14 protein-coding genes are annotated in these 14737 nt (G+C 70.9%); 10 read left to right on the forward strand and 4 right to left on the reverse strand.

All coding sequences use genetic code 11. The features are described from left to right. Positions 1-215 precede the first annotated feature (215 nt). From uidA to MODMU_RS14480, 4 genes are all read left to right on the forward strand, one after another. Complete coding sequence (gene uidA, locus MODMU_RS14465; RefSeq protein ID WP_041796782.1) at positions 216-2006, forward strand: beta-glucuronidase; 1791 nt, start codon at positions 216-218, stop codon at positions 2004-2006. Between the two features lie 31 nt (positions 2007-2037). Beyond that, the gene (locus MODMU_RS14470) at positions 2038-2880 is read left to right on the forward strand and encodes an SMP-30/gluconolactonase/LRE family protein (protein ID WP_014741038.1); all 843 of its coding nucleotides are present in this window, start codon (positions 2038-2040) and stop codon (positions 2878-2880) included. Positions 2881-3008: 128 nt separating this feature from the next. Beyond that, entirely contained in the window at positions 3009-4184 is a 1176-nt protein-coding gene (locus MODMU_RS14475; protein WP_083869763.1) for an AI-2E family transporter, read from the forward strand. A gap of 73 nt (positions 4185-4257) precedes the next feature. After that, on the forward strand, positions 4258-4890 hold the full coding sequence (locus MODMU_RS14480) for a trimeric intracellular cation channel family protein (protein WP_231851634.1): 633 nt from the start codon (positions 4258-4260) through the stop codon (positions 4888-4890). Positions 4891-4908: 18 nt separating this feature from the next. Here the strand turns inward: MODMU_RS14480 and MODMU_RS14485 are convergent, their stop codons facing one another. The 3 genes from MODMU_RS14485 to MODMU_RS14495 form a co-directional block, all read right to left on the reverse strand. After that, on the reverse strand, positions 4909-6171 hold the full coding sequence (locus tag MODMU_RS14485; protein ID WP_041796785.1) for an amidohydrolase: 1263 nt from the start codon (positions 6169-6171) through the stop codon (positions 4909-4911). Between the two features lie 137 nt (positions 6172-6308). Then, a complete protein-coding gene (locus MODMU_RS14490; RefSeq protein ID WP_014741042.1) occupies positions 6309-6836 on the reverse strand; it encodes a copper chaperone PCu(A)C domain-containing protein in 528 nt (175 codons plus the stop codon). Beyond that, the gene (locus MODMU_RS14495; RefSeq protein WP_014741043.1) at positions 6833-7402 is read right to left on the reverse strand and encodes an HdeD family acid-resistance protein; all 570 of its coding nucleotides are present in this window, start codon (positions 7400-7402) and stop codon (positions 6833-6835) included. The genes MODMU_RS14490 and MODMU_RS14495 overlap by 4 nt, the downstream gene beginning before the upstream one ends. A gap of 132 nt (positions 7403-7534) precedes the next feature. On the opposite strand from MODMU_RS14495, the gene MODMU_RS14500 reads away from it, so the two are divergent. The 5 genes from MODMU_RS14500 to MODMU_RS29115 all read left to right on the forward strand — a co-directional run bounded on the left by MODMU_RS14500 (position 7535) and on the right by MODMU_RS29115 (position 11452). Then, positions 7535-8356, forward strand: coding sequence for an SDR family oxidoreductase (locus MODMU_RS14500; RefSeq protein ID WP_166503498.1), 822 nt, complete (start codon positions 7535-7537; stop codon positions 8354-8356). Positions 8357-8548: 192 nt separating this feature from the next. Next, positions 8549-9142, forward strand: a complete 594-nt coding sequence (locus tag MODMU_RS14505; protein ID WP_231851635.1) for a DUF421 domain-containing protein — start codon at positions 8549-8551, stop codon at positions 9140-9142. A 55-nt stretch (positions 9143-9197) separates the two neighbouring features. Then, on the forward strand, positions 9198-10139 hold the full coding sequence (locus MODMU_RS14510) for a pirin family protein (protein WP_014741046.1): 942 nt from the start codon (positions 9198-9200) through the stop codon (positions 10137-10139). A gap of 183 nt (positions 10140-10322) precedes the next feature. Then, positions 10323-10904 carry an NADPH-dependent FMN reductase gene (locus MODMU_RS14515; protein WP_014741034.1) on the forward strand — a complete coding sequence of 194 codons (582 nt, stop codon included), beginning with the start codon at positions 10323-10325 and terminating at the stop codon, positions 10902-10904. 236 nt (positions 10905-11140) lie between these two features. Continuing rightward, a complete protein-coding gene (locus tag MODMU_RS29115; RefSeq protein WP_231851879.1) occupies positions 11141-11452 on the forward strand; it encodes an FAD-dependent oxidoreductase in 312 nt (103 codons plus the stop codon). Positions 11453-11954: 502 nt separating this feature from the next. On the opposite strand, the gene MODMU_RS14525 is transcribed toward MODMU_RS29115, so the two are convergent. Further along, the gene (locus MODMU_RS14525; RefSeq protein ID WP_166503499.1) at positions 11955-13205 is read right to left on the reverse strand and encodes an FUSC family protein; all 1251 of its coding nucleotides are present in this window, start codon (positions 13203-13205) and stop codon (positions 11955-11957) included. Positions 13206-13624: 419 nt separating this feature from the next. Between MODMU_RS14525 and MODMU_RS14535 the strand changes: the two genes are divergently transcribed. Further along, positions 13625-14023: a DUF6325 family protein gene (locus MODMU_RS14535; RefSeq protein WP_014741049.1), complete on the forward strand. Its 399-nt coding sequence runs from the start codon at positions 13625-13627 to the stop codon at positions 14021-14023. Positions 14024-14737: the final 714 nt, after the last annotated feature.

The following is a 14737-nucleotide window of genomic DNA, read 5'->3' on the forward strand; positions in this document are numbered from 1 at the left end:
GCTCCGCGAGCAGCATGCCGATCAACCGCGACTCGCCTGCCTGGAGGAGCGGTACGCCTACTGGGTCCGGCGCGTGGCTCGTCGATTCGGACTTCTCGCAGTGTTGGCCGGTCGCCGCGGCGGGTAGGGGCCCCGCGTGGTCGGACCGACGTGGCCGCCGCGTCTGACGAAGCCGGGAGTCGGGTTCGCCCGACCGAGAGGAGTCGGTGACCGACATGCTCAGTCCGCGTGAGTCCGCTACGAGAGAGCGCGTGACGCTCGACGGGTTGTGGCGCTTCGTCCTGGACCCCGGGGGTCGCGGCCGCGCCGAGCACTGGTGGGCGGGCGCTCTGCCCGGCGACGCCGAGGTGCCGGTGCCGGCCAGCTTCAACGGGGTGCTGCCCGGGCGCGAGGCGCACGACCACGTCGGCGACGTCTGGTACCAGCGCGTCATCCGGGTGCCCCGCGGGTGGGCCGGCGAGCGGATCGTCCTCCGTCTGGACGCCGCCACCCACCGGGCCGTCGTCTGGGTCGGCGACACGCAGGTCGCCGAGCACGAGGGGGGCTACACGCCGTTCGAGGCCGACGTCACCGAGCACGTCCAGGCGGGCGAGGAGGCGCGCGTCACCGTCGTCGTCAACACGGAGCTGCGCTGGAGCTCCATCCCGCCCGGTTTCGTCCAGGAGCTGGAGGACGGCCGGCTGCTGCAGCAGTACTTCCACGACTTCTTCAACTACACCGGGCTGCACCGTTCGGTGTGGTTGCACGCCACCCCGCATACGCACGTCAGCGACGTCACGGTGACCACGACCAGGATCAACGGGGAGGTCGGGACGATCGGCTACCGCGTCGCCGTGGCCGGCGACGCGGAGCGCCCGGTCCGGGTGGTCGTGCGCGACGCCGGCGGCATCGAGGTCGCCGGGGCGGACGGCGCCCAGGGCACGGTGCGCATCGAGGACGTGCAGCTGTGGCGCCCGGGGGCCGGCTACCTGTACACGCTTGAGGTCACCGTGCTCGGCGCCGGCGGCGAGGTCGTGGACGTCTACCCGCAGCCCTTCGGCGTGCGCACGGTCGCCGTGGACGGCATCCGCTTCCTGATCAACGGCGAGCCGTTCTACTTCACCGGTTTCGGCAAGCACGAGGACTTCCCGGTGCACGGGCGTGGGTTCGACCCGGCGGTGATGGTGCACGACTTCGAGCTGCTGCGGTGGATCGGCGCGAACTCCTTCCGCACCTCGCACTACCCCTACGACGAGGCGTTCCTGGACTACGCCGATCGGCACGGGATCGTGGTCATCGACGAGACCGCGGCGGTCGGGCTGAACCTGGACACCGGCGCCGGCGTCCTCAACCAGGCCGGGCCGATGGAGACCTACAGCGACACGACGATCGGCGCGCACACGCAGAAGGCCCACCGGCAGGCGATCCGCGAGCTCGTTGCGCGGGACAAGAACCATCCCTGCGTGGTGATCTGGAGCATCGCCAACGAGCCCGACACCGTCTCACCGGCAGCCCGGCCCTACTTCGAGCCGCTCGTCGCCGAGACGCGGCGACTGGATCCCACCCGGCCGGTCGGCTTCGTCAACTTCATGATGGCCACGCCCGAGCGCGACGTGATCTCCGACCTCTTCGACGTGCTCATGATCAACCGTTACTACGGCTGGTATGCCAACACCGGCGATCTGGTGGCGTCCGAGCGATTGCTGGAGGCCGAGCTGCGCGAGTGGGCGCAGCGCGGCAAACCGATCGTGATGACGGAGTACGGCGCGGATACGCAGGCCGGGCAGCACAGCCTGATCGGCGAGACGTGGAGCGAGGAGTACCAGGTCGATCTCCTGGCGATGTACCACCGCGTCTTCGACCGGATCGACGCGGTGGTCGGCGAGCAGATCTGGAACTTCGCCGACTTCGCCACCCGCGGTGGCATCAACCGGGTCGGCGGGAACAAGAAGGGCGTCTTCACCAGGGAGCGGCAGCCGAAGGCCAGCGCGCACACCCTGCGTCGGCGTTGGCGCGGCCAGGAATGAGCGACGCCGCCCACCGAGTCCAGGAGGCAGGATGACCCGGGTCGAGCAGGTCACCGACGTGGTGGCCCACCACGGGGAAGGGCCGGTGTGGTCGCCGCGCTGGGGCGGCCTGCGCTGGGTCGACATGCTCGCCGGCGACGTGCTGCACCTGCGCGCCGACGGCGGCGTCGAGCGTCGCCACGTCGGCGGGATCGCCGCGGCGGTGCGGCCGCGACGTGGAGGTGGCGCGGTGATCGGGATCGAGCGCGGCTTCGCCCTGGAAGAGCCTGACGGCACCCTTCAACCGCTCGAGGAGGTGTGGAGCGAGGAGTCCGTGCGGATGAACGAGGGCGGCTGCGATCCCGACGGGCGCTTCTACTGCGGCTCGATGGCCTACGACCAGAGACCGGGGGCCGCATCGCTGTACCGCCTGGACCCGGACGGGACGGTGCACGTCGTCCTCGAGGGGGTGACGGTCTCCAACGGACTCGAGTGGAGCCCGGACGGCGCACTCGTCTACTACAACGACACGGCCACCTACTCGATCGCGGTCTTCGACTACCACCGCGACGCCGGCCTGACCGGTCGGCGCGTGCTCGCCACGCTCGATAACCGCCCCGACGGGCTGACCGTGGACGCCGAGGGAGGTGTCTGGACAGCGCTCTCCGATGGCGGTGCCGTGCGCCGCTACACAGCCGACGGCCGGCTCGACGCGGTGATCGAGGTGCCTGCGCGCAAGGTCACCGCGTGCACCTTCGGCGGCGAGCGCCTCGACGAGCTGTTCATCACCACCTCCCGCGAGGGCCTCGAGCCGGGCGACGACCCGCTCGCCGGCGCGCTGTTCCGCGCCGTGCCCGGGGTGACCGGCGTACCCGTACGTGAGTTCGCCGGCTGAAAGACTTCTCGACCGGCTCCGGCGCCTGTCTCAGTGCACGCTTGCTCGACTGATCAGCCACAGCACCGCAGTTCGTGCCGTCATCAGGGCGACGAGTGCGATGCCGTACTGCGCCGGAACGGAGCACCATGACCGCACGGTCCCCCTCCTCTGACCCCGCACCAGAGCGCCTGGCAGCGCCCGTTCCAGCAACGTCCGGCCCGGTGTCGACCGGCACCTCCTGGGCGCTGCCCCGCGGTTTGATCGTGGTGCTGAGCCTGGCCTCCCTGGTGTTGGTCAGCGCCGGCATGCGCAGCCTGGCCGGCGTCGTCGGCCCGGCGTTCCTGGCGCTGATGATCGTGATCACCGTGCAACCGGTGGAGGCGTGGCTGCAGCGGCACCGGGTGCCCGGCTGGCTGGCTGCCACGGCGACGATCGCGCTGGCCTACGCGATCTTGCTCGGCCTCGTCGCGGCGTTGGCGGTGTCCGTGGCGCGCCTGGCCACCCTGCTACCGACCTACGGACCGCAGTTCACCGATCTGCTGAACGAGGTCGTGGGCCGACTGGACGACCTCGGCGTCACCCCGGCGCAGATCCGGAGCGCGCTGGCCTACTTCGACCTCAACAACCTGTTGGCACTGCTGCAGGTACTACTGTCGCGGCTGGCCGCCGTCCTGTCCGATCTGCTGTTCCTCGGTGCCCTCATCCTGTTCATGGCGGTGGACGCCGCGCACTTCCCGCGCCAGCTCGCTGCCGCCGCCCGGATCCGCCCGGATGTGGTCGTCGCGCTCCAGTCCTTTGCCGCGGGCACCCGCCGGTACATCGTGGTGTCGACCGTGTTCGGGCTGATCGTCGCCGCCCTCAACGTCGCCGAGTTGTACTGGCTGGCGATCCCGCTGCCTCTGCTGTGGGGGCTGCTGTCGTTCATCACCAACTACATCCCCAACATCGGCTTCGTACTCGGCCTGCTGCCGCCTGCCGCACTCGGGCTGCTGCAGGGCGGCCCTCGCCTGCTCGTGCTGGTGGTCCTGGCCTACGTGATCACCAACTTCGTCATCCAATCGCTGATCCAACCGAAGTTCGTCGGCGACGCAGTCGGCCTGTCGATCACCCTGACCTTCCTGTCCCTGGTGTTCTGGTCGGCCATCCTCGGCCCGTTGGGTGCGCTCCTGGCGATCCCGCTGACGCTGCTCGCCAAGGCCCTGCTGATCGACATCGACCCCGCCACCCGCTGGGCGATCCCGCTGATCAGCGGTGCCGCGTCCGACGCCGCTCCCGGCCAGCCCGCCGCACCTCGATCGACGGCGGCGACAGATCCGGAATGACCCATTCGCGGGGCTCCCGCTCACCGCGCGGGACGGTGCAGGAAGGATGGGTCCCGTGATCGCCGGGGGCACGGTGCTGCTGTTCCTCGACCTTCTCGGCACTTTCGCCTTCGCGCTCAACGGAGCACTGACTGCGCTGCGCGCGACGCGGCTGGACATCGTCGGTGTCGTCACCCTGGGGATGATCACCGCGGTCGGGGGCGGGACCATCCGCGACGTCTTGCTGGACAGCCTGCCCCCGGCCACGTTCGCCGACTGGCGTTACTACGCGGTGGCCGCCGCGGGCGGCCTGATCGCCTTCCTCCTCGGCCGTCACCTGGAACGGCTCAACAGGCCGATCAACGTGCTGGACGCCGTGGGGCTGGCCCTGTTCGCCGTCACCGGCGCCACCAAGGCGGTCGGCCTGGGCTTCGGCCCGGAGCAGGCGATCGTCGTCGGTGCGATCACCGCGGTCGGCGGCGGCACGATCCGCGACGTGCTGATCGGCCGTATCCCCTCGGTGCTCAGCAGCGGGCTCTACGCCATCCCCGCGCTGATCGGCGCCACCACCACGGTCATCGCCGGCGCGCTCGGTGCGGATGGAGCGTTCACCGAGGTGGGCGCCGCCGTGCTGTGCTTCGTCATCCGCATGATCGGCCTCCGTTTCGACCTCAACGCACCCGCTCCCCCGGCGGCTCCAGAACGCGACGGTGGTGATGCGGACTGACCGGCGCCCAGAGCAGGGTCAGGCGGCGAGCCAGGCCAAGGCGGCGATGACCAGCGCCTGGGTGCCGGTGTCCAGGGTCGGCTGGACAACCGGCGCGAAGGTGGCGGAGTGGTTGACCGGGACGTCCTGCGCGACCCGCCCAGCCTGCAGCGCCCGGTCATAGCTGTCGGGGTCGATGCCCCCGATGAACCAGTAGGTGTACGGCGCGCCCAGCGAGGTGGGGATGTCGCTGAAGTCCTCACTGGCTGACTGCTGCCCCACCGGCGTGGCGCGGTCGCCGAAGAAGCCGGTGAACGCCGAGGCCACCCGCTCGGTGGCCGCGCCGTCGTTGTCGGTCAGCGGGAACCGGTCGAACAGCTCGAAATCCGGCTCCTTGGCACACCCTGACGCCTCACACTCGGCGCGGACGATCCGGCGGATCGCGTCGAGGACGAGGGTGCGGGTCGCCTCGGTGTAGGTGCGGACGTTGAGCTGCAGCACCGCCTGGTCGGGGATCACGTTGCTCTTGGTGCCCGCCTGGATGCTGCCCACCGTGAGGACCGCCGTCTCCCCGGGCGCCACCTCCCGTGATACCACCGTCTGCAGCCGCACCACGATCATCGCGGCCAGCACCACCGGATCGACCGCAGCCTGCGGCATCGAGCCGTGCGCACCCCGTCCGTGCAGGGTGATCCGCATGCTGTCCGCCGCCGAGAGCGCCGGCCCGGTGCGGGTGCCGACCTGTCCGGCGGGCAGCGGCATCACGTGCTGCCCCAGCGCCACCTGAGGTGTGGGGATCAGCTCGCCGAGGCCGCCGTCGACCATCCCCCGCGCACCGTCACCGGTCTCCTCGGCCGGCTGGAACAGCGTGACCAGCGTGCCGTTCCAGTGCTCCCTGCCGTCGGCGAGCAGTTGCGCGGCGCCGGCCAGGCAGGTCACGTGCACGTCGTGCCCGCAGGCGTGCATCACCGGCACCTCGTTGCCCTCGGCATCGGTGGCGGTCACCTCGCTCGCATACGGCAAGCCAGTCGCCTCCAGCACCGGCAGCGCGTCCATGTCGGCCCGCAGCAGCACCGTCGGACCCTCGCCGTTGGCGAGCACCCCGACGACGCCGGTGCCACCGACACCTTCGTGCACCTCGTAGCCGGCACCCCGCAGCCGGTCGGCCACCAGACCCGCCGTCCGCTGCTCGGAGTGAGACAGCTCCGGGTGCCGGTGGACATCCCGGTACAGCTCTTCCTGCCACGGCCGGGAACCCTCCAGACCTGCCAGGACCGACGACGCAGCCGAGTTCGATGCCATGGCCCACTCCATCCACTCGACGACGGGAGAGCCGTCGCTCACGGCCAGTCTGCCGCGACCGCGCTCGGCGCGCGCATCGCATGTCCTACGTGCCGCACCGCAGGTCGACCATCGGTCTGCGAGCGGGCCTCCTCGGCCTACTTGCGCAGCCAGCGGTCGAGAGTGAGCCGCAGCGGGGCGCTGACCGGGGCATCCACCGTGACCGTGCCGGCCCGCTGGAAGGTGAAGGTGACCCGCAGGTACTTCCCCGTGGTCAAGGTCTCGCCGATTCCCACCAAGACCAGCACCGGTCCGTCCGGGCCGTCGGTGAACACCGTCTTTCCCGCCGGGACAGGAATGGCCGGGTCGGACGACGCGGGGTTCTCGTTCGTCACCGCGCCGGTGAAGTCAGGACCGGACACGCCGACCAGCTGGTCGTCCTCGCTGCCCTCGTTCACCATCGCCACCCCGAGCAGCGCGGCCGACCCGATCTCATAGATCCCCGCGGGCGGGTTGTCCAGCCGGATGTTGCGCAATTCCATCTTCCCGACCGAGGCCTCCACGCCGGGACCGCCGAACGACTGGCTCGGCTGCTCGTCCTGCCCGCAGCCGGCCAGCACGGCGGAGGCGAGCAGCAGTCCGCCGAGCACGGCGCCGACCGACCGCCAGGCCAGACGCGGGATCACCGCGGCCTCACGTTCCCGGTCGTCCGGTCCAGGTCGTCGGTCCGGCGCACCCGGAGGCGGCCGAACAGCAGCAGCATGATCCCGTCGGACAGCGCCTGCACGCCCAGCAGCACACCGAGCAGGGTGAAGGTCGCGGTGAACAGGTTGAACAAGACGATCAGGCCCAGTACGACGCCGATCACCCCACTGAGGATCAGCGCCGCACGGGGTGCACCGCGGTCGAAGGCCATGATCAACCGGACGATCCCGCCGGCCAGGAACAAGGCCCCGGCCAGCAGGGTCAACGTCAGCGCAGCGGCGCCCGGGTTGCGCAACATCATCAGGCCCAGCACCAGCAGCAGGCCGCCGGACAGCGCCGTGGCCCAGAACCCGCCCCGGCCGATCTGGAAGATCGCGGCCACCAGGGCGACCACGCCGGCAACCAGCGCCAGCCAGCCGAGGAGGAGCACCGACACCACGGTCGCCAGGAACACGTGCGCCAGGATGACTAGGCCGGCGATCACCAGCAGGACGCCGAGGATCACATCCCACATGCTGTGACGGCGTTCCAGTACGGCTCCGGTCATGTCCGTCCTCCTCCATCGGCGCAGGTTGACGTCGTTCCGCTACCCGCAAATCCCCAGCGATACCGTCCGGGGTCGACTTCTTCCTCGCTGGAGACAGCGCTGACCCGCGTGGGCCATACCCTGACCGCGCGGATGCCGCTCCCCGGGACCCGTGGCAGATTGGGATCACCACTACCAACCCGGGGCCGTCATGCCCGAGCAGTTGTTGGACTACTGGGGCAAGGTCGTCCTGATCACCGTGGGGCCACGTGCATCGGCCCGGCCACCGCCGTCGCGTTCGCTCGCCAAGGTGCGGCGGTGGTGATCGGTGACGTCGACGACCGAGCCACCGAGACGGCCGAACTGGTGCGGCAGGCCGGTGCCGACGGGCGGTTCGTCCGCACCGCCGTGACGGTCGCCGCCGAGATGGACAACCTGGTACGCACCGCCGTTGAGACCTTCGGCGGCCTGCACGTGGCCTTCGACAACGCCGGCATCTTCCCGCCGACCGTTCCCCTGCTGAAGCAGAGCGAGGACGACTTCGACCGGGTCGTCGCCGTCGACCTCACGGGCGTGTTCCTGGCGATGCGCGCCGAACTCGCCACATGGTACAAGCCGGCGGCGGCGCCATCATCAACACCGCCTCCGTCGCCGGCGTCGTCGCCGACTACGGGATTGCGACCTGCGTCGCGGCCAAAGCACGGCGTCATCGGCCTGACCCCGGCCGCCGCCATGGGCTACGCCACGGCAGGCATCCGCGCCAACGCGCTCGCCCACGGCCTGGTGGCCACCTCGATGACCAGAGGTTGGCTGGACGACCCGGAGATGCATGACAGCGTCGTCGGCGCCTCCCCCATGGGTCGCCCCGCCGAACCGGAGGAGATCGCGGGCATGGTGATGTTCCTGGCCTCGCCACTCGCGTCCATCGTCAACGGTGGCGTCGATCCCGTGGACGCAGGACAGACGGCGCCCTGAGCCCCGGGCGGCAACCGGTCCAGCCGGTTCGACGTGGACAGGTCGGCTGCGGATGAGCAGTCCCGGGCTTGCAGCGCGGGGTGGGTCGGATCGATGCGACCCGGATCGGGAGCTGCGGAGGATCGTCGGCACATCCGGCTCGAGGATGCCCGTACAACAGGTCGGTGGATGGAGGACAGTGTGTGGGACGCCATGTTCACCCTGCAGGTCCCGTTGCTCGAGAAGGTCCTGCGAGCGGCGCTGGTCTACCTGTTGATCCTCGTCCTGGTGCGGGTGTCCGGCAGGCGCGCGCTGGCCGCGACGAACACCATGGACTTCGTCGTCCTGTTCCTGCTGGCCAGCGGTGTCGAGAACGCCATCCTCACCGAGGACAACAGCGTCACAGGTGGTGCGGTCTCGGCCGTCGTCCTCATTGGCATCAATGCGTGCGTGCGGTACCTGACGAGCATCAGCCCGCTCGCGAGCCGGATACTCCAGGGCAGGCCGACGACCGTCATCGAGGACGGTCACGTCTCGCCGCGTGGACTGCGGAAGGTCGGCATGCGTCAGAGCGATTTGGACCACGCGGTCCGCAGCCAGAACGGCGACAACATCGGCGAGATCGAGCACGGTGAGCTGACCCCGAGCGGTCAACTGGTCCTGACGCTGGAGGAAGCCGAGCAATCGGCCACCAAGGGCGACGTGGCCGATCTGGCCCAGCAACTCCGGCGCATCGAGGGGTTCCTGGTCACGGCACCGACAGTGGCGTGGGCACACGACGCTCGGACGATCCACCAGGGGCACTGACTCGGCCGCCGAGCACGGGCCACCCGGTAGCCGGTTCTGTGCCAGGGTGGTCCGGATGAGCGAGGTCCAGGTGGTCGCCAGCCGGGAGGTGCCGCTCGGCGGCCCACGCGCGATGACGGTGCGCCGCACCCTGCCGCAACGCACCCGTTCCCTGATCGGCGCCTGGTGCTTCGTCGATCACTACGGCCCGGACGACGTCGCCGGCACGGGTGGCATGGACGTGCCGCCGCACCCCCACACCGGCCTGCAGACCGTCAGCTGGTTGTTCACCGGGGAGGTCGAGCACCGCGATTCCTCGGGCGTCTCCGCGCTCGTCCGGCCCGGTGAGCTGAACCTGATGACCGGCGGGTACGGGGTCGCGCACTCGGAGGTCTCCACGGCAGACTGCAGCACGCTGCACGGCGTCCAGCTGTGGACCGCGTTGCCCGATTCGGCGCGGCACCTCCCCCGGGACTTCGTGCACCACGTCCCCGAAGCGCTGCACCTGGACGGCGCCACCGTCCGGCTGCTGCTGGGTTCGCTGGCCGGCCATGCCTCGCCGGTGCCGGCGCACAGCCCGCTGCTGGGAGCCGAGCTCGTGCTCGAACCGTTCGCGCACGTCGCGCTGGACGTCGCTCCGGACTTCGAGCACGGCGTGCTGGTGGACCAGGGGCCCGTCCTCCTCGAAGGCGTCGAGCTGGCCCGCGCGGAGCTGGGCTACCTGGCACCGGGCACACCGCGGCTGCGGCTCGCCAACCCGAGCGGCCGGCCTACGCGGGTGATGCTGCTCGGTGGCGAGCCGTTCCCCGAGCCGGTGCTCATGTGGTGGAACTTCGTGGGCCGCAGCCACGAGGAGATCGCCGGCTTCCGGGAGTGGGAGGCCGGCTCCGAGCGCTTCGGCCGGGTCAGGGGATACCGGGGGTCGGTGCAGCGCCTGCCGGCCCCGCCGATGCCCGCGGTGCGACTCCGTCCCCGGCTGTCCCCACCCAGCCCTGGCGATCCCAGTGCCTGGGGATAGACACGTCGACAGGTCGACATGGCGGCGTCGACGTGCGGGGTGGCGCGGAGGACCAGGTCGACCCTGTCGATCCTGTTCCCGTTCCGGCAGGATGACTGCTGAGCTCCGGTGTCCGAGCAGGGACACACCGCCCACTCAGCTCGGCCAGGACCGGGCCGGACCCGGCAGCCAGGGAGGACCACGATGTCCCAGCCGACGAGGACCTACGAGGTGGGCTACTTCGTGGGGAGCCTCTCCTCCACCTCGATCAACCGGGTCCTGTCCCGCGCGCTGATCCGCCTCGCTCCCGAGGAGCTGCGGTTCACCGAGATCCCGATCGGCGACCTGCCGCTCTACAACCCCGACCACGACGCCGACTACCCGCCCGAGGCCAGGACGCTCAAGGAGGCGATCGCGCGGTCGGATGCCGTGCTGTTCCTGATGCCGGAGTACAACCGCTCCATACCCGGTCCCCTGAAGAACGCCATCGACTGGGCCTCGCGCCCCTGGGGGCAGAACTCCTTCGACCACGTCCCGGCCGGCGTCATCGGCGCATCACCCGGCCAGATCGGCACCGCGGTCGGGCAGCAGAGCCTCCGCGCTGTGCTCAGCTACTGCAACGCCCGGCAGATGACCGCCCCCGAGGCCTACATCACGTACTCGCCGGAGCTCTTCCACGACGACGGAGAGGTCACCGACGAGTCCACGACGACGTTCCTCCGGGACTACATGAGCGAGTTCCGGGACCACGTCGTGCGGGTCCTGACCGTCCTGCCCCGGTCCTGACCCGACAGCCTCGCCGCCGGCCGGTACTGGCTCCCGTGGGAGGACCAGGTGCAGGTCATCGACGGCACCGGCCGGCTACGGCCCCCGCGCGGACCCGGCAGCACCAAGGAGGACCACCGCACCAGAGCACCGCGCCAGACGACCGGCGGACAGCCGACTGCCAGCTCAGGCTGACCACCGTTGACGGAATTCCGAGGTGATCGACATGCCTAGCGCTAGCGAGCCTGGGCGTGGAGATGGTGGCCCAGCTGCGGCGGTGGACGCACACGGTGGCCGCGCGGTGGAGCCGGATCACGCCGGCTGACGTGCGGTGGCTGCTCATCGACGTCGCGCACACAGTGCTGCTGGAGCTCGGCGAGCAGCTCGGCCACGTGGCGAAGACCACGCTGCGCGACCGTGGGGTCGAGATCCACCTGGGCCTCAGCCTCTCGGAGGTGAGCGACCGCTCGGCCATCCTGACCGACGGGACGGTGGTGCCGACCCGCACCGTGATCTGGGGCGCCGGGGTGTCGGCGAACCCCGTGATGAGCACCCTCGGGCTGCCGTAGGCGAAGGGCCGACTGGTCGTCGACGAGCAGCTGCGCGTACCGGGCATGAAGGACGTGTGGGCAGGCGGGGACGCCGCCGCCGTCCCCGACCTGACCACGTCGGCGCCGGAGGGCAGCGGAGTGCGCGACAGGCTGGGCGGAAACCGGCGGGCGACCGCGATGACCGCGCAGCATGCACAACGACAAGGAGTGGTCCTGGCTCGCAACGTGGTCGCCAGCCTCGGAGTAGGCCGGTCACGGCCGTACCGGCACCACGACCTCGGCCTGGTCGCCGATCTCGGTGGACGGGACGCGGTCGCCAAGGTCCTGGGCGTGCGTCTGAGCGGCCCGGCGGCAAAGGCCGTCACCCGGGCATACCACCTCTACGCCCTACCGGGGGCGCGAACCGCGTCCGGGTGGCGGCCGACTGGCTGCTCGCGGCCGCGTTGCCGGCCCAGTCCGTCCAGCTCTCCGGGATCCGCGCCAGCGACGCACTCATGGCTCGAGCGCAGGCCACCGAGAGCTATTCCGATGACGGCTGAGCCTGGGGGCCGGGATCGGCGTGGACAGCCGTTGGACCAGGAGCAGGTGGCGGGCGGCGCCCCGCGGCGTGCCGGCGGGGCCGAAGCCACCGACGGATCCACTGGCGCGGCCAGTGCCAGCCGGAGGGCCAGTGCCAGCCGGAGGGCCAGTGCCAGCCGGAGAGCCGGTGCCAGTGCCGGCGCGGGCTGCGGGGAGGATCTGCGACGCGGAGGTCGTCGACGGTCGTGTGCACCGCCCCGAGGGCCAGCGCGGGTTCGACTCCGGCGAAGATCATGACGTCGATCGAGGCCAGCCGCGCCGCGACGCATGCGGCGCCGAGCGGAGACTCCGCCGGTACGGCAGCGCCCTCGGCCACGACCTGACGACCGAGGACGAGCGCCTGTTCGGTGGCGTGCTGCCGCGTCGCGCGGTCGCCGGGCTGGTCGGCCAGCTCGGCGATGGCATGAGCGAGCCGGCGCACCATGGACGCGAGGGAACGGCGCTGGTGCGCGGTGGTCGCCAGAGCGGTGCGGGCCAGCATGAGGCAGCTGCCGACGAGCAGGTCCAGGTGGCCGGCACTCTCCCGTTCGTGTACCACTGGTGCCTTCGCCGACCGCCACGGGATCGAGTGCCGGACGATCCGGTCGCTGGCCTTGCGCACGGAGCTCAGGTCGCCGAGCTTGTCGCGCAGACTCCGCAGTTGGCTCAGGGCCTGCTCGGCCGCCTGCTCGTCCTCCTGCTCGTCCTCCTGTTCGAGCGCGTTGGCGGCCGACCGGAGTCCGTCGGCCAGGCCGGTCAGGACGGTGCTCTCGGACCGACGCAGCAGCCGGAGCGGGTTCGGCGCGAAGACCAGCTGGCTGAACACGAGGGCGACCCCGGTGCCGATGAGCGCGTCCACCAGCCGTTGTGGCCCCTGCGCAGGATCGCCCAAGGCGGCGATGAGGACAGCGCTGACCCCGGCCTGAGCGATCACGATGCGGGCGCCGTCGATCAGCTGCGCGACCATCATGGCGGTGAACGTGGCCAGCGCGAGAGTTCCGACGCCGCCGCCGGTCGTGGCGAACGCGAGCTCACCGGCCACGATCCCTACGATCACCCCGACGACCAGCCGGACGGCGTTCGCGCCGCGTTGCCCGAGGCTGGCGTTCAGCCCCACGAGCGCTGCGATGGGGGCGAAGAACGGCTGGTGGTGGCTGACGAGGCGCACAGCGATGAGCCAGGCCAGCGCTGCTGCCGCAGTCTGCTGCAGCACCGGCCAGATGGCCCGGGCCGCTCTGCGGAGTTTCGGTTCGCCGGCAGCCACGGGCCGTCGTCCTGGCTCGTCGCCACGCATCCGGCCCACCCCATTCGCGTCCACGTCGCGGCCACCCGCTCAGACGGACTTCGCCGTCCTCCGGAACGGTGCCGCGTCGGCAAGGCGATGCGGCAGCTCCTGCTCCATCTTCCGTCCGGCGCTCTCCTGGCCGCCGTCCGTGTCCGCATCGATCAGCTGGACCGGCCCACGACCGTTGAGCCACCGGAGATGCTGGAGTGGCTTTGTCACGAGGCCGCGGGCCAGCCGAGGACGAGGTTGTTGACGACATCGAGCCACCGGGAGGAAGCGCCGTGCTGAGACCACTTCAGATCATCGCGATGAGTTTCCCGGCTGGACCTGCTCGGCCCGGTGCCGTGGTGGCCCAGGTCGATGCGTTGGAGGCCCACGGCGCCGTCCGGGTGCTGGACCTGCTCGCGGTGGCCAGGACCGAGGACGGCGCCGTGGCGGAGCTCTCGCTCGGCGAGGACGAGGAGTTCGGGGCGCTCGTCTCGCGGCTGGTCCCAGTCCTGAACGCCAGCGCCACCACCGCCGGGAGCGTTCAGGAGTTGTGGAGGCTTGCGCAGTCGGTACCGAAGGGGACAGCAGTGGTCTTCCTCCTCGTCGAGCACCGGTGGGTCCGAGGGATCTTCACCGCCCTCGAGCAGGAGGGCGGCGCGCTGCTCGGGGTTGGGTTCCTGACTCCGGAGCTGGACGTGCTCGTCGACACGGAGGTCGCCGCGCTGGAAGAGGCGGCGCGCACAGTCGCTGCAGCGTAGACCAGCGAGGCCGAGGCCAGGCTGCGGGCGATGACCGTGGAGCAGGAGGCGGACCAGGCCGTGGCGGCAGCGGCGCACGTTCGCGCGGCGGCCGCCGCTGACGTGCTGCGGGTGCCGACCGACACCGGCCTGATGGAGGCGGGCGCCATCGACGAGGCTCTGGATGCGCTCGACACGGCCGGCATTGTCGCCGCTGCCGCCGAGCAGACCGCCGACGACGACGTGGCGGCCAAGGCGGCCCGGGTGGCGGTTGCCCGCCAGGCCGCGGTCGACGAGGTGGCCGAAGACCCGGTCGCGGACGCAGAAGCGAGGGCAGATGACGCCAGTACGGCGGCCTCGGTCCCTCCGGCGGAGCTCCGCGTGCTGCGTCACCTGACTACGACGGCTGCATCGAGCGATCGTGACGCCGTCCCGCACCGGGAATCTGCCCGACGGCAGCCCAGTCGAGAGCCACCTCCACTCCGGTGGAGGCGATCGTCGGCGGCGCGGTCAGCAAAGGTCAGCAAAGGCTGGCGCTGCCGGCGTCTTGTCTACTTGGGTCGCGCCACCCGACTTCGGATCAGCGACGTCCACGCCGGGGCGGCCCGACGACGAGCCTGCTCGGCCGGCGAGGCGAGGACCAAGACCGGGCAGGACGCGTGGGTGGTGCTGCTCAGTGCGTCGCGGACCGTCTTGGACGAAGTTCTTCACGTGTCGGCCTCGGGATCGCGACCG

The organism is Modestobacter italicus (genome assembly GCF_000306785.1).
Classification (GTDB): domain Bacteria; phylum Actinomycetota; class Actinomycetes; order Mycobacteriales; family Geodermatophilaceae; genus Modestobacter; species Modestobacter italicus.

Coding starts and splice junctions, on each gene's coding strand:
- MODMU_RS14485 (WP_041796785.1), bottom strand. CDS start 6,171: ATGGCATCGAACTCGGCTGCGTCGTCGGTCCTGGCAGGTCTGGAGGGT.
- MODMU_RS14495 (WP_014741043.1), bottom strand. CDS start 7,402: ATGACCGGAGCCGTACTGGAACGCCGTCACAGCATGTGGGATGTGATC.
- MODMU_RS14515 (WP_014741034.1), top strand. CDS start 10,323: ATGTCCCAGCCGACGAGGACCTACGAGGTGGGCTACTTCGTGGGGAGC.
- MODMU_RS14505 (WP_231851635.1), top strand. CDS start 8,549: ATGTTCACCCTGCAGGTCCCGTTGCTCGAGAAGGTCCTGCGAGCGGCG.
- MODMU_RS14500 (WP_166503498.1), top strand. CDS start 7,535: ATGCCGCTCCCCGGGACCCGTGGCAGATTGGGATCACCACTACCAACC.
- MODMU_RS14475 (WP_083869763.1), top strand. CDS start 3,009: ATGACCGCACGGTCCCCCTCCTCTGACCCCGCACCAGAGCGCCTGGCA.
- MODMU_RS29115 (WP_231851879.1), top strand. CDS start 11,141: ATGGTGGCCCAGCTGCGGCGGTGGACGCACACGGTGGCCGCGCGGTGG.
- uidA (WP_041796782.1), top strand. CDS start 216: ATGCTCAGTCCGCGTGAGTCCGCTACGAGAGAGCGCGTGACGCTCGAC.
- MODMU_RS14470 (WP_014741038.1), top strand. CDS start 2,038: ATGACCCGGGTCGAGCAGGTCACCGACGTGGTGGCCCACCACGGGGAA.
- MODMU_RS14510 (WP_014741046.1), top strand. CDS start 9,198: ATGAGCGAGGTCCAGGTGGTCGCCAGCCGGGAGGTGCCGCTCGGCGGC.